Genomic DNA, 21128 nt, shown 5'->3' on the forward strand with positions numbered 1-21128 from the left:
ATCATATCTTTAAATTGAGGATAACGGCTTCCGATTGGTCAATCTATAATGACAGTAACAAATTTATGTAACATTTTTATTATCTTTCTAGTCAATAACACAAAAAATAAGAAGAAAAAGTCCCCTCATTTCCAAAAGTATAGCTTTATGCTAACTCGGAAATAAAGGGGACTCATCCTAGTTATCGTATCCTTCACCTTAGGCCACAATAGTTATTAAAACCAATAAACCTTTGAGTTGAGTCTAAGTTTGAATACAACATTTCTCCATTATTTTTAGTAATCAGGCCTTAAGACACCTGTGACATAGTGCTTAGGAGCACGATCCAACACAACATTGATAATACGGTCTGCTTCTTCATAAGTGCAAGATACCAAGGGTAAACGCAAGGGACCAACATTAAATCCTTGATGATTAAGGACGGCTTTAACAGGTGCTGGGCTAGCAACAGAAAACAAAGCATTAACTTTAGGAAGGAAGCGACGCTGAATTTGGGCAGCCTTTTTAATATCGTTAGCCTGGATAGCTTCAAACATTTCAAAAATTTCATCTCCATTTGTATGAGATGCAACGCTAATAACACCATCTGCTCCTAAATTCATAGCATGGAAAGCTTCTCCATCTTCACCTGTAAAAATCAAGAAATCATCTGGTTTGTTCTCGATAAGATAAGCCATATTATCAAGATTAGTACATTCCTTAACACCAATAATATTAGGGTGTTGAGCTAAACGTAACATGGTTTCGGGAGCTACTTCCACTACAACACGACCAGGAATATTATAGATAATAATAGGGAGGTCGCTCGCATCAGCAATCGCCTTAAAATGTTGATAGAGTCCCTCTTGAGTTGGTTTGTTGTAATAAGGTGCAATGGCTAGACCAGCAGCAAATCCTCCAAACTCCGCTACTTCCTTAGCAAAATCGACAGAGTCACGAGTATCATTAGTTCCGACACCAGCAATCAAAGGAACACGACCATCAACAATTTTTTGAACGGCCTTAAAAAGCTCCAATTCTTCATCATGAGTCAAAGTTGGACTCTCGGCTGTTGTTCCAGCTAGGAGTAACCCTTCTGTATGATGAGCTAAAAGATGCTCAATTAACTTTGGCAAAGCCTCAAAATTAATTGAACCATCTGGATGAAACGGCGTGATAAGAGCTGTAATAATCTTTACATTTCTTAATTGTTCAATAGACATAGTGCTTCCTTTCTAACACAATATGACCAAGAGTTAGAAATATCCTTATTTCCACTTAGGATATATCTTATTTCAATTCAAATTTTAATTCAGTGGTTGGACGTACTAATCCACGCTCGTGCAATGCTTCGGCAATTTGGACGGAATTCCAAGCCGCTCCTTTAAGTAAATTGTCAGAAACAACCCACATATGAATTCCTTTTTCTGCATCTAAATCTTTACGGATACGACCAACAAACGTCTCACGACGACCAACCGCATTTACTGCCTGCGGATAAACTTGATTAGCGACATCATCTTCAAGTACTGCTCCAGGGAAGTTTGCAATAGCTGCCTTCACTTCAGAAATTGGCGCAAGATCTTTTGTCTCAATATAAACAGACTCTGAATGACCAGATAAAACAGGAACACGGACACAAGTTGCTGACACTTTGATGCTGTCATCTTCCATAATTTTCTTTGTTTCCTTAGTCATCTTCATCTCTTCATAAGTGTAATCATTATCTGTGAAGAGATCAATTTGCGGAAGGGCATTAAATGCGATTGGATAGTGTTTTTTATCACCACCTGATGGTAAAATCTTAGCTGTTAAATGTTTTGGATCGACACCATCAACAACAGCCTCATGCAATTGACCAAGAGTTTCTTGGATAGCTGTTGCTCCAGCACCAGAAACAGCTTGATAAGTAGAAACAATAATACGGTCAAGTCCCCACTTTTGACGTACAGGCTCAAGCGCTACCATCATCTGGATGGTTGAGCAGTTAGGGCAGGCAATGATACCATTGTGATGATCCATAGCATGCGCATTAACCTCCGGCACTACCAAAGGAACGTCAGGATTTTGACGGAAATAAGATGTATTATCGACCACTACAGCACCTGCTTTAACGGCATACGGAGCGAATTTTGCTGATGTTCCTCCACCTGCTGAGAATAAGGCGATATCAATACCTGCAAATGAATCCTCTGTTGTTTCTTCAACAGTGACATCTTGTCCTTTATATTGCAAGACCTTTCCTGCAGAACGGCTAGATGATAAAAGTCTAACCTTATCAATTGGAAGAGTTGACTCCTCTAACATTTTGATCATTTGTGTCCCAACGGCACCTGTTGCACCGACTACAGCTACTGTATATCCCATGTTCTTACACCTCTAATCACTAAATTAAATTGCGATTTCTTCACAATTTTCTAAAAATTTATACTATTGGCATATTATACTATTTTTTTTATGACTTGAAAAGCTATTCTCCACAAAAAATAGAAGAGCTTGTAAATTAAAGAATCAAAAAAAGCTAGGATAAATATCCTAGCTTCAAGGGCATTAGATTATCTAATGTGCCAAATCGGTTCACACAATCTGACAAAGTCCGCTCCTGCGTTATTGACCTCCCTAGCGCAAAAGTGGCATAGCCACAATCGACTCATCGCATGTCTTTATTATGTCATAATTTCTAAGGATTTGCAAGTCTAACCTATAATAATGGAGCAATTAATTTCACAACAACCCCTATTATCTTTGTCTTTAAGGGAAGATTTTTCAAGTTGTCCATTGTTACCAGGTCAGACTGTTTTAAAGTAGCTTTAAAATCTGCTTTAATATCCTTAAGGGCATCTACACGATACATATAGGTCGCGCATTCAAAGTGATGGTATAAACTGCGATAATCAAGATTAATTGTCCCGACAACTGCCTTAATATCATCTGCAAGAAAAACCTTAGCATGAACAAAACCTGGCGTATATTCATAAATCTTCACTCCTGATTCAAGTAGAGCAGGATAGTATCGTTTTGCTAAAGCATAAGGCACTGGCTTATCTGGAATACCTGGCATAATTAATCGAACATCTACTCCACGTTCTGCCGCAAATTTAAGGGCATGCTCCATTTCACTATCTAAAATCAGATAAGGAGTCATAATATAGACATAGTCTCGTGCATGGTTTAAAATATCGATATAAACATTTTCTCCCACTTTGTCATGATCTAATGGTGAATCACCATAAGGAATGACAAAACCATTAACTTCGGGTCTTTTAGGATAATCAATCAGATAATTCTGGTAATTATAATCTCTAGAACTCGTTGACCACATTTGTAAAAACATCAGTGTAAAAGACTCAACAGCTCGCCCCTCCAACATAATAGCCGTATCCTTCCAATGACCAAATCTTTCAATATGATTGATATACTCATCTGCTAAATTGACACCACCATTAAAAGCAACTTTTCCATCAATGACTAAAATTTTCCTATGGTCTCGATAGTTATAATAAGTTGATACAAAAGGGCGAATAGGAGCAAAAGCTTTAGCTTGAATCCCTAACTTTTGCAAACGCTCTGTATAATCGAAAGAGAGCGTTGAGAACTCAATCATGCCATCATACATGACTCGTACCTCTACTCCTTCTTTGACCTTTTTCTCTAAAATAGCTAATATTTCACCCCACATTAAGCCTTCATCAATAATAAAGTATTCTAAAAAGATAAATTTTTTAGCTTTTTTTAGTTGACGCTTCATCTCTTCAAATTTCGCTTCTCCTGATGGGAAATAGGTTACATTTGTATCCCGATAAGTTGGAAAACCGCCACTTCGATGAAGATATTTAGCTAAATTATAGGTTGTGGAGTGACGTTCCTTTAGCTCTTCTAAAACAGTATGATCCAAGGTATAATAGGGTTGACTCTCATCAATAGATCTCTTCACTAAAGCTCTAAGTCCTCTGTAACCCCAATCTTTTTTGGTATATAACAAAAATAATGGTCCAAATAATGGGAATGGGAGAATAAACAATAGCCAAGTAATGATAGATAAGGTATCCATCTGACTATTGATCAGATAAAGAACTGAACCAAAAGCCAAAATAACAGATAAAATACTCAACTGAATACGGTATTGTTCTAGCCACATAAATGAAGAAATCAAAAAGACTAACTGAACAATTAATAATACTATGACTACTGTTCCTCGACTAAAAATACCACGTAATAAACTGCGCCTTCCTCTTGTCAAAAGATGTTTGACTTTATTTGATTTACTAATAATTTTCTCCTCCTAAGCTTTTTTCTATTATATCACATATCATTACTATCTCGAAGGCACTTTTGTAACCAAACAATATCATGCCACTGTCCAAACTTATAGCCAACTTTTTCAAAGTGTGCAACTTCTTTAAAGCCACGTTGCCTATGAAACTGGATGCTAGGATCATTAGGCAAGGCAATACAAGCTAATAAATTAACCATTCCCATTTGATTAAGAGCGCTCTCTAAAGCGTCGTACAAATGGCTTCCAACTTTTTTCCCTCTTGATGCCTTAGAGACATAAACCGATAACTCTACCGTCCAATCATAGGCTGCTCGCCCATAGTAAGTTGAAGCATAAGCATACCCTAGTACCTCACCATTTTCCTCTGCTACAAGGTAAGGAAATTTTTCAAGAGTCTTTAATACCCTAGTTTCAAACTCTTTAACACTAGGAACAAAATATTCAAAAGTAATAGCGGTCTCCTCGACATAGGGAGCGTAAATTGCAACAAGAGCAGCAGCATCTGATGTCTTAGCTTGACGAATTTTCACCATTATTCCTCCAATAGAGCCTTATCATAAATTGTATAATCACAACGATAAATAATTAAACGTTTCCCATCAATTAATAATTCTGACGTTTTTGGGGCATCTGAAGCATAGAGGGAAACTTTATTTCCAGCATAGGTTGCAAGAGGAGTTCCATTTTGTGATCGAATAAGAATAACCTTCTTTTTTCCTGTCATATCATTTTTTAATTGTGAAACCATTTGATTAATTATCGGCATAGAATGGTTATAATTGCTAACATCCACCGATTTTTGATATTTTGTAAACAAGTCTTCCAAACCTTCCTCTGAAGCAATCAAGGATGATCCAACATGATCTATTTCATATTCTCCTAATGTCACCTTTAATACCGATGAGTCCGCTTTAGAATTCCCTTCGCTATCTACCGAATCGAATTCTTCATTTCTAGAAATCGACAAAGATTTCCCTGTCATCTGATCAATCAGCTGAGAGTTTTCATCATATGTCCGAACGGTCATCTGCAAGCCAACCCATTCTTCCTTGGTATTTTTCCACCAATTTTCTATGGATTGACAAGCTGTCAGAGATAAAATCGCCGACAATAATACTATCGTTTGTAATAGTTTCTTTTTCATATAACCCCCTCCTTTTTTATTACATTTTAACATGTTTTCTCTTACTAAGACAAAACAAAAAAACTCATATTCTATCACTAACCTAATCTCTGTGATAGAATATGAGTTTTTAGTATAACATCAGAGTATCAATCATTAATCCTATTAGAACAACCCTAATGCTGATCCATCTTCTGCGACATCCATATTAAGAGCTGCCGGTGCTTTAGGTAAACCTGGCATCGTCATTACATCACCTGTAAGAGCTACGATAAAGCCAGCTCCAAGCTTAGGAACAAATTCACGAACCGTAATCTCAAAGTCTTTTGGAGCTCCTAAGGCAAATTGATCATCAGAGAAACTGTATTGCGTCTTAGCCATACAAACAGGAAGTTTATCCCAGCCATGTTTAGCAAACTCAACCAATTGGTTACGCGCTTTCTTTTCAAAAACAACACCTCGACCACCGTAAATTTCAGTGACGATTTTTGTTACCTTTTCTTCTAAACCATCATCAGACTGATAAAGACGCGTGTAATGTGATGGTTGTGTTTCAATAGTATTCACTAAAGCATTTGCTAGATCAACACCTCCATCTGCTCCATCTGCCCATACACTTGCTAATTCAACTGGAACTTCAATCTCCGCACAAAGCTCTTTTAAGACTTCGATTTCTTCTTCCGTATCTGAAACAAACTCATTGATCGCAACAACTACTGGAATACCGTACTTTCTGATATTTTCTACGTGACGTTTCAAATTGGCAAACCCAGCTTTAACTGCCGCTACATTTTCCTCAGATAATTCTGTTTTTGTCACGCCACCATGCATTTTAAGGGCACGAAGTGTTGCTACAATGACAACAGCATCTGGTGTTGTCGGAAGATTTGGTACCTTGATATCCAAGAATTTTTCTGCACCTAAGTCTGCACCAAATCCAGCTTCTGTCACAGTATAATCTGCCAAACGAAGCGCTGTTGATGTGGCAAGAACTGAGTTACAACCATGTGCGATATTAGCAAAAGGACCGCCATGTACAAATGCTGGTGTGCCATAGATAGTTTGAACCAAATTTGGTTTAATTGCATCTTTTAGAATAAGTGTCAAAGCACCCTCTACTGCTAAATCACGAACATAAACCGGACTTCTATCAAAACGATAACCAATGACAATGTTCGCTAAACGTTCTTTCAAATCATTTATATCTGTCGCTAGGCACAAAATAGCCATAATTTCAGAAGCCACCGTGATGTCAAAACCATCTTCACGCGGAACACCGTTTAAGGGACCACCAAGACCAACTGTTACTTTACGTAAAGCTCGATCATTAAGGTCCACAACACGTTTCCAAATAATGCGACGTTGATCAATTCCAATACTATTACCTTGGTGAATATGGTTGTCAATCAAAGCAGAAAGTGCATTATTAGCAGTCGTAATCGCGTGCATATCTCCTGTAAAGTGAAGATTGATATCCTCCATGGGAAGAACCTGCGCAAAGCCTCCACCAGCTGCTCCACCTTTAATTCCCATAACAGGACCAAGTGACGGCTCACGAAGTGCAATCATGGTTTTTTTACCAATTTTTGTAAGAGCATCTGCTAATCCAATGGTTACTGTTGATTTCCCCTCACCAGCAGGAGTTGGGTTGATTGCCGTAACAAGTATCAACTTACCTGGCTTTTGATCCTTAATGGCATTGATTTTATCAAAGGATAACTTGGCTTTATATTTACCATAAAGTTCAAGGTCATCGAAAGTAATACCAACTTTTTCAACAACTTCTGCAATCGGCTTTAACACAACACTTTGAGCAATTTCAATATCAGATTTCATGGCGAAACTCCTAAATTCCTTTTTTGTTATCTCTATTATAACATGACCCTAAATAAAACGCACGTTATTTTACTATTTTATAAATTCGTTCGTGTTTTAGAAAAGAACCGAATCCGATGCTTCATCTATTTTACGCAAAAACAATTGTTTTTTGAACGCGATAACTAAAGAGAAATAAAATAAGCTCTGTCAGAAGTTTAGCGATTGTTATCGCAATTCCCAAACTCACCAAACCTGTTATCAACAAATAGTTAAACATCAAAATCACACAAACCAGCACACCATATCTAACAATGCCTTGGATTGGATTTTTTCGACTTTTGAAAACTACTGTTGCATTTAAAAAACATTGGAGAGAAGCGCTAATAATACGCGCAATTATAACTGAAAGAAGCAAATGATTGGTCAGGCTCATCAAAATAAAGAACATAGCCGCGTCTAGTAGAGCCGCTGCACTAGCGCTTGCTATAAACTTTAAAAACGGTGCATAAATCCTCACTGAATCTTGAATCGGTCTAAAATGTGAACTTTTATTTTCTTCTAAATAAACTGTTTCAATAGGTTCTTCAACTAAATGATACCCTGCTTTGCTAGCTTCCAGTAGCATATTAAATTCATATTCAAATCGTTCACCTTCTAAGGTTAATAACCAAGGAAGAAGATCTGTTGTCATCCCTCGAAGGCCTGTTTGAGTATCCGTTACTGGCTCTCCTGTCACTAACTTAAATAATAATGCGGTCACCTTGTTACCGAAACGGCTTCTAAATGGTACTTTTCCGACAAATGCGCGTGCCCCTAGTACAATACTGTTGGGGTAATTTTGAACTTGATGTGCTACTTTGATAATATCTTTAATCAAATGTTGTCCATCACTATCAACTGTTACAACGGTTTCACATTCTCTTTCTTCGGAATGGTCTAAGATATAATCAAAAGCAGTTTTAAGTGCCGCTCCCTTTCCTTTGTTCACGTCATGTTCAAGTACAACAGCACCTAACTTTTCAGACATATGATAATAGGAATGGTACTCTTTTCCACTTCCATCATTCACTACTATAACTTCAGCATTAAGTTCCTGCTTAACATCTCTTACAACTGCTACCAATCTTTCATCAGGTTCATAAGCTGGGATAATAATATACATCTATTTTTCCTCTCTGTCTCTCATTCTTGCTAGTAATTTATTATTGCATCATCATAATCACTTCTTTTAACAAAGTTAACCAAATTTCTCTCATCGACATCCCTCAATTCCTATTGACTGTAAAAATATCCATTGTGTTGACTCACTTTCTGAGTAACTATTTTCTATCAAATTTTCTTGATTATATCTTATATCAGATTCCTAAAAGCTTTCTAAACCCGCACTTAAATGAAACTTAAACATCGTTTCTTCAAATAAAAAATCAGAATTATGTTTTTTATTTTACAAAATGTTGCAGTTTTGTTACAGAAGTGATATAATCACTTTAGAAAAACAAAGGAGATGTTATGATGAAAGCCAAAAAAATGATGTTAGCAACTGTTACCGTTCTTAGTTTAGCCACCTTATCTAACAATTTTTACGGAAATCCTCCTGTTTTTGCAGAGGAGGCAGGTAGTAGCCAAAGTGTTAGTTCTAGCATGGTTACTGATACGGTAGATAGCTCAACTCCATCTTCTTTTACTAATGCCACTCAGACAGAAACAAATGATCATCTGATTGCTTTCCCAGCCGACTTCGTTGGAACTTGGGTACCTGTTAGCGATGGGCAAGTACATGAAAATGTTCCTACTTATGTAACTTTTTCAAATTCTGGGACATATACCGCCTATTACCCAAATGGTCAGCTGGTCAGCAAATCTATCTCTAGTTTAAGACAGATTGATACCAGTACTTATATCATTGCAGAAGGGGATGGAACTGGTTTAGTCAGCGGACGTGGCGGCTGGATTCCAGAAGGCAATACCATCGAGGAAGGATTTATTTATGATGGGACACAACTCATCTATGCTAATTGGTACGGTCCTACTCATCAAATAGACTATAGCCAACCAATTTACTCAGTTTTCACCACTTTTGTTAGATCCCAAACTCCAAGTTCAGATGAGAAACAAGAAACATCCACTGCAGTAGGCACAGATAATTCTTCAGAAAAATCTAACAATAATCAAGGTAGTCAAGAAAGTAACAGTCAAACAACTTCTTCCACTACTCAGACAAAACCAAGAAAAACCTTACCACTAACTGGAGAAAATATCTCATTTCTAACTACATTGGGAGTCGCTATTTTAGGGATAGCATGTTGTGTTCTTTACCGTTTTAAATCTCAAAAATAGACTTAATCTATAAAGGAAGCAGGAAATAATTTAACAAATAAAAAAGTCCACCTCCACACACCTCAAACTATCTAAGAAACAGTTTAAGGTTGGAAATAAGGTGAACTCTGAGAATAGGCTTTGGGCTTTTTACCCAGCCTTTTTTATTATCAATTTTAGACTATTCCCTACTATTGAGAAGTAGCTTGTGTTTTTTTAGGAAGAGAAAAGACAGACACTCCTAAACTTAAGGCCGCAAAAAATGCTGCTACCCACCAATACGGTTGATCAATAGTTGTGCTACGTCCTGAAACCTCAATAATTCCACGGACCAAACAGGCACTTGCAACGATAGCTAAACTGGAATTCCAAAATAGCATTGATAATCTTGTTCGCAACCACGTTATTTTTGTTTGAGCTAAAATATAGGATACAGTGCCGACCAAGGGAGATAAAAATATCAAACGCATATAAATGGATGATTCTCCGTAAGAAAACTGTTCATAGACCCATGTAAACACTAAACTGAAAATTGTTAGTCCTAAATAGATCCATACTGCTTTTTGTTTGCTTTTATTAGTAACCAATGTAAACAATATCACTCACCGCTCTTTCTTGAATTGTATTTCCGTTTGTTGTTGGGTTATTGACAAATTTTCCATTAAAGTACATTGTTGAAGATCCACCACCATCGAGGTTATAAGCTAATTTAACACCATATGATTGCATCAATTCTGCCATCTCATATAATGTCAATCCAGAACTTTCATCTGTGCGACCATCTGAAACGATAATAATATAGTGATTTTCATCAATAATACCGATAGCTGTACGTGGATTGTCTGACATGGCACGTCCCACCTCATCTGATGTTGAAACAGCAATCTCTCCATCTTTAACTAAAGTTGGACCAAACGTAAAGGTATTGATAACTCCACTATCTAATAACTCTTGAGCTGTTTGTTCTTCTTCAGAAATAACACCAAATGTGCCATCACTATACTGAACCAAATCTTCATAGTCTGAGCTTCTTGTTGTATCACGATAAAGTACGCCATTTTTAATGACATAACCTGTCTCATTAGCTCCATAATAATCCCCGTTGATCGCAAAGATGGCATTATTTGTAGAGGCGATACTTGATGTGGTATCTGTAATATTAGTACCGTAAGTATTCTGCGCTAGGGCTGTTTTTAAGTATTCCGAGCTTGAAACTTGAATATCTGCGACATACACAGTTGTGTCGCTCTTTCTTAACGTCTCAATGTTAACACTAATATTGTCATCCTTATAGCTCGTATCTGTTTGTGTCACCTCACCTGTTCCAGTAGATGCTGTACTACTGGAGGTTGAGGTAGCTGTCTCTGCCACTGCAGTTACAGCTGACGGGATAACAAAAGTTTTAAGAAGAGAATAAGTATTCGCTCCTAAAAGAGCGGTACTGAATAATATAGCATAGGCATGCTTTTTTACAAATTTCATATTGACCTCGCTTTGTTGTTGATGAGACTATGATAATGAAAAACCTTAAAAGAAATCTTAAATTCCCCATAGCTCGATATTTTATTAAGAAAATTTTAAGACTATCATAGCTAATCGTTTACGAAAACGTTTTTTTTTTGTAAAATATGTCTATGAAAATTTTGATTACATCAGGTGGAACCACCGAGGCTATTGATCGCGTGCGTGGCATTACCAATCACTCAACAGGTCAACTGGGTAAAACCGTAGCTGAAACATTTTTAGAAAATCATCATCATGTTACTTTAATTACTACTAAAACAGCCCTAAAACCCAATCCCCACCACCATTTAACCCTTATTATTATTGAAACCGTATCAGACTTACTCAAAGTCATGAAAGAAGAAATTCCTAAACACGATGCTATCATTCATAGTATGGCTGTGTCTGATTATACTCCTGTTTATATGACAGACATTTCTGAGCTTGAAAAACACTCCCCAGAGCAGCTAATATCTAAAACAAATTCTGAAAATAAAATCTCTTCTTCTAGTGACTACCAAGTGTTATTTTTAAAAAAGACACCTAAAATTATCAGTCTGATAAAAAAATGGAATCCTAGCATTTTCCTAATCGGCTTTAAACTACTAGTAGAAGTCTCAGAGCAAGAACTACTAGATGTTGCTAAATCTAGCTTGAGACAAAATAAAGCTGATATTATTGTTGCCAACGATTTAAGTCAAATAAAAGATAATCAACATCATGCTTATATTGTAGATGCTGATGGACAAGAAAAGGTTAATTCAAAAAAAGCTATTGCGCAAAAGCTTTACGAAAGGATAACACAACATGCCTAAGACTATCTTACTCGCCGTATCTGGCAGCATCTCTGCTTATAAAGCAGCTGATCTAACCAGTCAACTAAGCAAATTAGGTTACTCTCTTCACATTATGATGACTGAGGCGGCAACACATTTTATCACACCTTTAACCTTACAAGTCCTTTCTAAAAATCCTGTCCACTTAGATGTCATGTCTGAACCCGACCCTAAGATAGTCAACCATATCGAACTCGCAAAACAAGCAGACTTATTTTTGGTCGCACCTGCTTCTGCTAATACCATTGCTCATCTAGCACATGGTTTTGCAGATAATATGGTCACAGCTACTGCACTTGCACTGCCATTAAAAACACCTAAGCTTATCGCACCCGCTATGAACACAAAGATGTTTGATAATCCTATCACACAAAACAACCTTTCTCTTTTATCCGAGTTAGGCTACTCTATTATCGAACCAAGATCAAGCTTACTAGCCTGCGGTGATATTGGTCGCGGAGCTTTGGCGGATCTAACCACTATTATTGAAAGAATCGAGGAAACTTTAAGTGAATAGAAAATCAGCCTCCAATGTCGCAACCCTAGCAATCTTTATTGCCACCATGCTCATTATTGAGGTCCTCAGTCAGCTTGTATTTAGTTTTTTGGCTTTGCCGATCAAACCCACTATCACACATATTCCCATCATCATTGCCTCCGTTTTATATGGACCTAAAGTAGGAGCGAAACTTGGTTTGTTTATGGGAATTATGAGCGTTATCCGAAATACCATCATCATCTCGCCACTCTCTTATGTCTTTAGCCCCTTTGTACCACATGGTAATTTCTATTCTCTGATCATTGCTATCCTGCCACGTGTCCTAATCGGAATCACTCCCTACTTTGTCTATAAATTGCTTCCGAATCAAATCGGATTAATTTTGTCTGGATTAACAGGGACTTTAACAAATACCATCTTTGTTTTATTGGGCATTTTTATCTTTTTCTCCAATGTTTATCAAGGAAACATTGAATTGCTGTTAGCTGGAATCGTATCTGTTAACTCAATAGCAGAAATGCTTATCGCAAGCCTGCTAACTTTTACTATCATTCCACGCATAGAATCTTTGAAAAAATGACAAAACCATCTGTATCAACTTACAAGATCGATACAGATGGTTTTTATCAAACTAAAAATAAGGATAAACTTAAAAAATTAGTATTCCATTTTCTTATTGAAAATGGTATAATGAAAGCGGTTATAAAACAAAAACCTAAAGGAGAATACTATGACTTATACGGAAAACTACCAAAAATGGCTTGACTTTACAGGATTACCTGACTATCTCCGAACAGAATTAGTAGAGATGGATGAAAAAACAAAAGAAGATGCTTTTTACACCAATCTTGAATTTGGTACAGCTGGTATGCGTGGCTATATTGGAGCTGGTACTAACCGCATCAACATTTATGTGGTTCGTCAGGCTACTGAAGGTTTGGCAAAATTAGTGGAATCAAAAGGTGAGGAAGCCAAAAAACGCGGTGTAGCTATCGCGTATGACTCTCGTCACTTTTCTCCAGAGTTTGCCTTTGAGTCAGCTCAAGTTTTAGCGGCACATGGTATCAAATCCTATGTCTTTGAAAGTCTTCGTCCAACCCCTGAACTTTCCTTCGCTGTACGTCACTACAATACCATTGCTGGTATCATGGTAACAGCCAGTCATAACCCTAAAGAATTTAACGGCTATAAAGTTTACGGTGAAGATGGTGGACAGATGCCTCCTGCGGATGCTAGTGCATTAACGGAATATATCCGCTCTATCCAAGATCCTTTTACAGTAGAGTTAGCTGACTTAGAAGATAGCAAATCAAATGGCTTGATCACTGTTTTAGGTGAGGAAACAGATGTTAAATACCTTGAAGAATTAAAAGATCTCAGCATTAATCCTAAATTGATTGAAGAGTATGGAAAAGATATGAAAATTGTCTATACTCCTCTACATGGTACAGGTGAAATGTTAGCACGGCGCGCCCTTGCTCAAGCCGGCTTTGAATCTGTTCAAGTTGTTGAAGCACAAGCAACTGCTGATCCAGACTTTTCTACAGTTGCATCACCAAACCCTGAAAGCCAAGCGGCTTTTGCACTAGCAGAAGAATTAGGTCGTGAAGTTGGTGCAGATGTTCTCCTTGCAACTGACCCTGATGCTGACCGTGTTGGTGTTGAAGTTCGCCAAGCCGATGGTTCTTACTGGAACCTATCTGGTAACCAAATTGGAGCTATTATTGCCAAGTATATTCTTGAAGCTCATAAACAAGCTGGTACTCTTCCAGAAAATGCAGCACTTGCCAAATCAATTGTATCAACTGAATTGGTGACCAAGATTGCTGAAAGCTATGGCGCAACCATGTTTAATGTCTTGACTGGGTTCAAGTTCATTGCAGAGAAGATTCAAGAATTTGAAGAAAAACACAACCACACTTACATGTTTGGTTTTGAAGAAAGTTTTGGTTACTTGATTAAACCATTTGTACGTGATAAAGATGCCATCCAAGCCGTTCTTATGGTAGCTGAAATCGCCGCCTACTACCGCTCACGTGGTATGACCTTAGCTGATGGTATTGATGAAATCTTCCAAGAATATGGCTATTTCGCTGAAAAAACTATCTCGCTTACTCTCTCAGGTAAAGATGGGGCTGAGCAAATTAAGGCAATCATGACTAAATTCCGTGATGATTCTCCAGAACAATTTAACGGAACAGACGTTGTGGTATTTGAAGATTTCGCTCTTCAAACGAAAACGGATAAGGCTGGAAATGTCACTAAACTTACTACTCCTCCATCAGATGTTCTCAAATATACCCTCGAAGATGACTCTTGGTTTGCCGTTCGTCCTTCAGGAACTGAGCCAAAAATCAAGTTTTACATCGCAACAGTTGGTGAGACTTTAGCAGAAGCTGAAGAAAAAATTGCCAATATTGAACAAGAAATTAATAACTTCACTAAATAATATAAAAATTGAGGTTAGGAAATATCCTAACCTCAATTTTTTATATTTGCAGTTTGTAAACCGTAATAAACGCCTTTTCTATCCATTAACTCTGAATGACTACCATGCTCTACTATATCTCCATCCACCATCACTAAAATGAGGTCTGCATGTTCAATAGTCGATAAACGGTGAGCAATAATGAAACTGGTTTTTCCGTCCATTAAACGCTCGAAAGCAGACTGTACTAAAAGCTCTGTGCGTGTATCAATGGATGATGTTGCCTCGTCTAAAATAAGAAATTTGGGAGATTTCAAAAATACACGTGCAATATTGATCAATTGCCGTTGCCCCTGTGATAACGACTGCCCGCCATCCTCTAAAAAGGTATCATAGCCATCTGGTAACTGTTGAATAAAAAAATCAGCATTTGCTGCTTTTGCTGCCTTTATGACATCGGAGCGGCTAGCATTTTTGATACCATAAGCAATATTATCATGAATAGTTGCCGTTTTCAGCCATGTTTCTTGGAGAACCATCCCCATATCTTGATAAAGAATCTCACGATGAATCTCTTCTAAGGGAACATTATCAATTAGAATCTGACCATTGTCAACATCGTAAAAACGCATCAAAAGATTGATTAAAGTTGACTTCCCCGCACCAGTCGGACCTACAATAGCTACTTTGGCACCTGCAGGAATATCTAAAGATAGGTTCTTGATTAATGGTTTTTCCTTGTAGTAACCAAAGGTAACTCTATCAAAACTAACCTGACCTAATTGTATCCTAAACGTTGAGTGTTCAACGCTCTCTACCATACTTGGTAAATCTAAAATACTGTAAAGGCGATCTGCACAAGCTAAGGCACTTTGCATCTCTGATAGCACTGATGAAATATCATTAAATGGTTTGGTATATTGGTTAACATAATTTAAAAATGTTGTTAATTGTCCTACCGATAAGTCTCCAGACATAATACGTAAGGCACCAACACCTGTTAACAGCAGATAAATCAAAGCGTTGATAAATCGAGTAGAAGGATTGACTGTTGAAGAATAAAAAATAGCTTGTTTTGATGCCTGAGCATATTGTTCATTAGTCTTTTTAAAGCGTCTAATAAAATCTTCCTGAGCACCCAAACTATGAATCAAATCTTCCTGAGAAATACTTTCATCAATCAATTGCGTTTGTTGGCCTCTTTTTTGAGTTTGTTGACCAAAAAAAACATAACTTCGATTCGCAATAAAACGTGCTAAATATAAAGACAAAGGAGTTAAAACAATCGTCATCCCCATCATTAAAAAGTCAATGTTTGCCATCATGATCATCGTCATGATGATGGTCAAAAAACCAACTAAAAACTGATTAAATATCATTAACAAGCCATTAGCTAATTGCTCAATATCAGTTGTTACCCTACTGACCATATCTCCGATACTGTGTTGATCAAGTTGGGATAACGGGAGTTCATGAATTTTTTTCATAACTTTCTCTCTTAAGCGAAAAATATATTCATAAACCAAGCGTGTATATAGTATTGGATTCACCCATTGAATGATCACATTAAGCAGAATAACACCAAACATCTGACCAATGAGTAAAATTAATCGATGAACCTCCCCTTTGTCCACTAAGTGATCAATTGATTGACCAATCAATATGGGCAGATAAAGCGTCAAAATAACCTGAATTAAGGTTAATAAACTAGCTAGAAAAAACAAAGTTTTCTTTTCTAGAAAATCTTGCTGTAACCGATAAAAAATTGTTCTAGGTTGTTTTGCTCTCATCATGAACTCCTTTTCTCTTGTGAATGATAGATTTCTTGATAAATAGAGCAACTTTCCAAAAGTTTTTGATGGTTTCCCAAAGCAACCTGTTGACCTTTATCTAAGACCAGTATTTGCTGAGCTGTCTCTAGACTTCTTGTTCTTTGCGAAATGACGATCAGATTGGTATCAGCTAATTGCTTTAAATTCGATAAGAGACGACTCTCTGTTTGATAATCTAGTGCTGATGTAGCATCATCTAAGATCAATAACTTGGATTTTCTCAAAAGTGCTCTCGCAATAGTTAAGCGTTGACGTTGACCTCCTGAAAAATTTCTACCAAAGGTTTCTACTATACTATCTAAACCACCTTTTTCTTTAATAAATTCATCAGCCTCTGCCTTTTTCAATGCCTCAAACAACTCACTATCAGAACACTTTCTGGTTAAACCAAGTGTCAGATTTTCTCTAATTGTTCCTTTGAATAATTCTGCCTTTTGTGGAACAATCGCAATCCCTTCCCTCCAAATAAACAGATTCTTAGGGCTTTTCCCTTCATAAAAAAGATCTAATTCACCACTTGTAGGCTGATATAACCCCGCAATCAAGGTTATCAAGGTTGATTTTCCAGAACCTGTCCCACCGATAATCCCTAACATCTCTTCTTTTTTTACGGAAACAGAAATATTTTTTAAAGACGATTGCCTTGCTGTTGGATAAGTAAATGACAGATCAACAATTTTCAAGATTAACTCTTTATCATATTTGATTGGTAAAGAATCATATAGATCTTCTTCTTTTTCATCAAAAATTGCTTGAACACGTTTAGCTGCTATATAGCTCTGGTTTAGAGAGGTCAATAACATCGTTAATTTCAGTAATTCTACTAAAATTTGAAGAAGATAGTTCATTAGAGCCACTATCTTTCCTTGGCTAATATGACCATCTAAGATTAATAAGTGGCCATGCCACAAAAGTAGTAATAAAGTGCCATTTACAATCAGATAACTAAGAGGAGTTAATAAATTTGATAAGTTTCCTAATTTCAGCTGTGCCTGAGTATATTTTTGATTAACAGTTGCAAACTCTGATAACTCAAATGATCTAGCATTAAAAACTCGGATCAGCCTCATGCCCTCTATCTGCTCTCTTGTCAAGGAAATGAGTTGATCGTTTTTTTGGCGAATCTTATGATATAAAGGTGTTACCACTTTTGAAATCATATAAACCAGTATAAATAAAGCCACCACCATGCCGACAAACCAAATTGCTAGTGTAGCATTGATGGTAAACGCCATAACGATTGCCCCTAATACAATAATAGGTGCTCTTAGAAAGAGGCGTAAAAATTGATTAATTCCCGTTTGAATTTGATAGGTATCTCCAGTTAATCGAGCCACTAAACTAGCAGTACCGATATGATCTCTCGATGAACGTGGTAAACGCATCACCTTATCATACAAAGCTAATGTTAACTTTTCAGTATAACCAACCGCTGCTTTAGCAGAATAGTATTGGGCTGTGATGGCAACAATAATCCCTAGAACCGCAAAAACAAATAAAAAGATTAAATCTTTAAATAATAATCCATTATCTTTAGCTGGAATCGCCTTGTCGATAATCGTTGCCACAATCATTGGCACCATTAATTCAAAAGATGCTTCTAACAATTTAAAAAGGGGAGCAAGGATGGACTCCTTGATATACCCCCTAAAGTATTTAAATAACTGCTTCATCTATAAATCACTCAACATTTTAATAAGGACAAGGTTAAACTGAACTTGTCTCGAATAGTAAATATTCCCTCCATTTTGATACAACTCCCCACCTCCATAATAAAGCGCAATAGGATTATAATAACGATAAGTAAGTCCTTCAGTATTTCCTAAACTAGGTGCAACAACCGTCTTAGAATATTTTTTAGCAACAGCAATTGTATTTGCCTTCCCATTTTTGGCAACATATGCAATATAGTTTTTTCCAAAATTATAGGCTTGAACTGCTGTCCAAACATCTACACCTTGTTGTCCAGCCTCAGTTAAATTCTCAGACAATACACTGACGCCTTGACGGACACTTTCTTTATTATCTGTAATACTGTTGGCAACACCTGTAGAACTTTCACTCGATTGCATCAAATCAGCAGCATTCCCTTTGGTCTCGGTGTAAATCATTGCCAAGACCAATTCCTCATTAGCTACTGTATCATTTTCTGCCAAAACCTCTTGTACCAGAGAACGATAGGAAAGAACATTTTGAACATTACGATAGGTTTGATAAAGATAAAAAACAGTAAATAGCGTAAAAATTAAAGCGATAAATTGTCCGATTCGTTTAATCATATTATTTACTCTGTATGTCTTGTATATTTTTAATCAAAATAGAATACGTTCCATCATCATTTTGAATAAACTCAACAGATTCTGCATCTTCATAAACAGCATTAGGTACAATCAATTCGATACCATTAGATAGAGACAACTTTTGATTCTCAAATTTCTTAAGCTGACGAGAATGATCAATATCAGAAATTTCAACTGGTTCTGGAATACTTTCTTTTAACTGATCTACAAAAGTTAAACGTGCCGTCAAATTATTATCAAACAACTGATCAGCTAATTTTTCAGGAGATAGTACCTGCTCTTCTTCTAGGTTTTTATGGATGGCTGATTTAAGTTTTGATTGAAAACCAAAATCATCTTGATTAAAATTATCTGCAATTTTTTTAGCAGTTTGCTCCATTAATTTAATCGATTTTTTAACAGACTGTTCTGGTTGAACTTGCAAAAGATTTTCTGAAAAATAATTTGCAAAAGATCCATTATGCTTAATCCGTTTTTCAATCAAATAATATTGCCTACTTAAACGATTAACAACCAGAGCCTCATCAGGCGTTTGGGCTGCAGAAGGAAGATTATTTTGTGTCATTTTGATAGGATCTACACTATCACTCAGATGCACAAAATTTTCACGTAAAGCAATACGTAGAAAAGCAAAGTATTCCTGTCCTTCTTTATCAAATTGAATAAAAACAAGATCATTTGTTTTTTGATCTTCCGAAATGACAAACTCCTCTTTCCAAAGTTTCGCCACTGCCACCGAAGAGGAGATAAAATCGTCTGTTAGTTGTTCTAAAAAAACATTCTCTACATCAAACACTCCACGTTTAGCTTCATCAGAAAATACTTTCGACAATTTCTTGCGAAAGTATTCATCTATTTTAGGCGTTAAAACCAATTCTTGATTAGATAAAAATAATTCTGTGTCAGATGGGCTAAACTGGTGAATGATGATTTTTTTTATGTAAAAATCCATTAGTTTAAATTCTCATAAAGGGGGAAAGCATCTGTAATGGCCTTAACTTCAGTTTTAACTTCTGCTAAAACAGCTGCATCATCTGCATTCTCCAAAGCTTTCACCATCAATTCCGCAATTTTTCTAGACTCTTCAACCCCTAAACCACGACTAGTAATAGCTGGAGAACCTACACGGATTCCTGATGTTTTAAATGGTGATAACGTTTCAAATGGAATAGAATTTTTATTCAAGGTAATATTAACCTCGTCTAAAATATTTTGAGCTACTTTACCATTTTCAACTACTCCTGTCACATCGACTAAGAAGAGGTGGTTATCCGTACCACCAGAAATGACACGGAATTTATCATGTTTTAGGAAAACATCGGCCATAGCTTGAGCATTCTTAATCACATTCTCTCCGTACACTTTAAATTCTGGGTCGAGAGCTTCTTTGAAAGCCACTGCTTTAGCTGCAATCACATGCATCAAAGGACCACCTTGTAAACCAGGGAAAATAGCTGAGTTAATTTTTTTTGCCAAATCTTCATCATTTGTTAAAACAAGGCCACCACGCGGTCCACGAAGCGTTTTATGAGTCGTTGTCGTGGTGATATGTGCATATGGAACAGGACTTGGATGATGACCAGATGCTACTAACCCAGCAATGTGGGCCATATCTACCATTAAATAAGCACCTACGCTATCAGCAATCTCACGGAATTTAGCAAAATCAATAGTACGTGAATAAGCAGACGCTCCTGCAACAATCAATTTAGGTTGTACTTCCTTGGCTTGTTCCAAGATGGCATCATAATCCAAATAATGCGTATCTGGATCAACAGAGTATGATACAAAATGATAAGTCTGTCCAGAAAAACTCACAGCTGCACCGTGTGTCAAGTGTCCACCCGCTGACAAGTCCATTCCCATTACAGTGTCTCCTGGCTTAATCAAAGCCATGTAAGCAGCTGCATTGGCTTGACTTCCTGAATGCGCTTGAACATTGGCGAATTTTGCACCAAAAATTTCCTTAGCGCGCTCAATTGCTAAGGTCTCCACAACATCGACACAATCCGTACCACCGTAATAACGCTTACCAGGGTAACCTTCAGCATACTTGTTGGTGAGTAAAGTTCCTTGGGCTGCCATCACAGCTTTTGAAACAACGTTTTCAGACGCAATCAACTCAATATTATTTTGTTGACGGTTTTCCTCTGCATGAATGGCTTCCCAAAGAGCAGTATCAAATGCTTGGTAATCATCTTTATCAAAAATCATCATC

At 36.9% G+C, this 21128-nt stretch carries 19 protein-coding genes; 5 read left to right on the forward strand and 14 right to left on the reverse strand.

Features of this window, described 5'->3' with window-relative positions; translation table 11 throughout:
* Window positions 1–275: 275 nt before the first annotated feature.
* The 7 genes from dapA to ACVRWY_RS02260 all read right to left on the reverse strand — a co-directional run bounded on the left by dapA (window position 276) and on the right by ACVRWY_RS02260 (window position 8358).
* Entirely contained in the window at window positions 276–1202 is a 927-nt protein-coding gene (dapA, locus tag ACVRWY_RS02230; RefSeq protein ID WP_354367869.1) for a 4-hydroxy-tetrahydrodipicolinate synthase, read from the reverse strand.
* A 67-nt stretch (window positions 1203–1269) separates the two neighbouring features.
* Window positions 1270–2346 carry an aspartate-semialdehyde dehydrogenase gene (locus ACVRWY_RS02235; protein WP_354367871.1) on the reverse strand — a complete coding sequence of 359 codons (1077 nt, stop codon included), beginning with the start codon at window positions 2344–2346 and terminating at the stop codon, window positions 1270–1272.
* 334 nt (window positions 2347–2680) lie between these two features.
* Window positions 2681–4219 carry a cardiolipin synthase gene (cls, locus tag ACVRWY_RS02240; RefSeq protein ID WP_354367872.1) on the reverse strand — a complete coding sequence of 513 codons (1539 nt, stop codon included), beginning with the start codon at window positions 4217–4219 and terminating at the stop codon, window positions 2681–2683.
* Between the two features lie 62 nt (window positions 4220–4281).
* Window positions 4282–4788, reverse strand: coding sequence for a GNAT family N-acetyltransferase (locus tag ACVRWY_RS02245; RefSeq protein ID WP_354367873.1), 507 nt, complete (start codon window positions 4786–4788; stop codon window positions 4282–4284).
* A complete protein-coding gene (locus ACVRWY_RS02250; protein WP_354367874.1) occupies window positions 4788–5399 on the reverse strand; it encodes a DUF5052 family protein in 612 nt (203 codons plus the stop codon). Before ACVRWY_RS02250 ends, ACVRWY_RS02245 begins: the two co-directional genes overlap by 1 nt.
* Before the next feature lie 144 nt (window positions 5400–5543).
* Window positions 5544–7214 carry a formate--tetrahydrofolate ligase gene (locus ACVRWY_RS02255; protein WP_354367876.1) on the reverse strand — a complete coding sequence of 557 codons (1671 nt, stop codon included), beginning with the start codon at window positions 7212–7214 and terminating at the stop codon, window positions 5544–5546.
* A gap of 130 nt (window positions 7215–7344) precedes the next feature.
* On the reverse strand, window positions 7345–8358 hold the full coding sequence (locus ACVRWY_RS02260; protein ID WP_354367878.1) for a bifunctional glycosyltransferase family 2/GtrA family protein: 1014 nt from the start codon (window positions 8356–8358) through the stop codon (window positions 7345–7347).
* 347 nt (window positions 8359–8705) lie between these two features.
* On the opposite strand from ACVRWY_RS02260, the gene ACVRWY_RS02265 reads away from it, so the two are divergent.
* A complete protein-coding gene (locus tag ACVRWY_RS02265; RefSeq protein WP_354367880.1) occupies window positions 8706–9533 on the forward strand; it encodes an LPXTG cell wall anchor domain-containing protein in 828 nt (275 codons plus the stop codon).
* A 170-nt stretch (window positions 9534–9703) separates the two neighbouring features.
* Here the strand turns inward: ACVRWY_RS02265 and ACVRWY_RS02270 are convergent, their stop codons facing one another.
* Together ACVRWY_RS02270 and ACVRWY_RS02275 are read right to left on the reverse strand one after the other, a co-directional pair.
* On the reverse strand, window positions 9704–9982 hold the full coding sequence (locus ACVRWY_RS02270) for a CrcB family protein (protein ID WP_354367882.1): 279 nt from the start codon (window positions 9980–9982) through the stop codon (window positions 9704–9706).
* Window positions 9983–10088: 106 nt separating this feature from the next.
* Window positions 10089–10994, reverse strand: a complete 906-nt coding sequence (locus ACVRWY_RS02275; protein ID WP_354367884.1) for a phosphodiester glycosidase family protein — start codon at window positions 10992–10994, stop codon at window positions 10089–10091.
* A 152-nt stretch (window positions 10995–11146) separates the two neighbouring features.
* On the opposite strand from ACVRWY_RS02275, the gene ACVRWY_RS02280 reads away from it, so the two are divergent.
* The 4 genes from ACVRWY_RS02280 to ACVRWY_RS02295 all read left to right on the forward strand — a co-directional run bounded on the left by ACVRWY_RS02280 (window position 11147) and on the right by ACVRWY_RS02295 (window position 14799).
* A complete protein-coding gene (locus tag ACVRWY_RS02280) occupies window positions 11147–11830 on the forward strand; it encodes a phosphopantothenate--cysteine ligase (RefSeq protein WP_354367886.1) in 684 nt (227 codons plus the stop codon).
* Window positions 11823–12368 carry a phosphopantothenoylcysteine decarboxylase gene (coaC, locus tag ACVRWY_RS02285; RefSeq protein WP_354367888.1) on the forward strand — a complete coding sequence of 182 codons (546 nt, stop codon included), beginning with the start codon at window positions 11823–11825 and terminating at the stop codon, window positions 12366–12368. The genes ACVRWY_RS02280 and coaC overlap by 8 nt, the downstream gene beginning before the upstream one ends.
* Complete coding sequence (locus ACVRWY_RS02290) at window positions 12361–12930, forward strand: ECF transporter S component (RefSeq protein ID WP_354367890.1); 570 nt, start codon at window positions 12361–12363, stop codon at window positions 12928–12930. Before coaC ends, ACVRWY_RS02290 begins: the two co-directional genes overlap by 8 nt.
* A gap of 150 nt (window positions 12931–13080) precedes the next feature.
* On the forward strand, window positions 13081–14799 hold the full coding sequence (locus ACVRWY_RS02295; RefSeq protein ID WP_354367892.1) for a phospho-sugar mutase: 1719 nt from the start codon (window positions 13081–13083) through the stop codon (window positions 14797–14799).
* Between the two features lie 32 nt (window positions 14800–14831).
* Here ACVRWY_RS02295 and ACVRWY_RS02300 read toward each other — a convergent pair whose 3' ends face one another.
* Genes ACVRWY_RS02300 through glyA form a run of 5 tightly spaced genes read right to left on the reverse strand, consistent with a single transcriptional unit; the run spans window position 14832 to window position 21124 of the window.
* Complete coding sequence (locus tag ACVRWY_RS02300; RefSeq protein WP_354367894.1) at window positions 14832–16568, reverse strand: ABC transporter ATP-binding protein; 1737 nt, start codon at window positions 16566–16568, stop codon at window positions 14832–14834.
* A complete protein-coding gene (locus ACVRWY_RS02305; protein ID WP_354367896.1) occupies window positions 16568–18283 on the reverse strand; it encodes an ABC transporter ATP-binding protein in 1716 nt (571 codons plus the stop codon). Before ACVRWY_RS02305 ends, ACVRWY_RS02300 begins: the two co-directional genes overlap by 1 nt.
* Window positions 18284–18889: a lysozyme family protein gene (locus ACVRWY_RS02310; RefSeq protein WP_354367898.1), complete on the reverse strand. Its 606-nt coding sequence runs from the start codon at window positions 18887–18889 to the stop codon at window positions 18284–18286.
* A gap of 1 nt (window position 18890) precedes the next feature.
* Window positions 18891–19862, reverse strand: a complete 972-nt coding sequence (locus ACVRWY_RS02315; RefSeq protein ID WP_354367900.1) for a nucleoid-associated protein — start codon at window positions 19860–19862, stop codon at window positions 18891–18893.
* Complete coding sequence (gene glyA / locus ACVRWY_RS02320; protein WP_354367902.1) at window positions 19862–21124, reverse strand: serine hydroxymethyltransferase; 1263 nt, start codon at window positions 21122–21124, stop codon at window positions 19862–19864. Before glyA ends, ACVRWY_RS02315 begins: the two co-directional genes overlap by 1 nt.
* Window positions 21125–21128 lie beyond the last annotated feature (4 nt).

It is taken from the genome of Streptococcus porcorum, assembly GCF_053203725.1.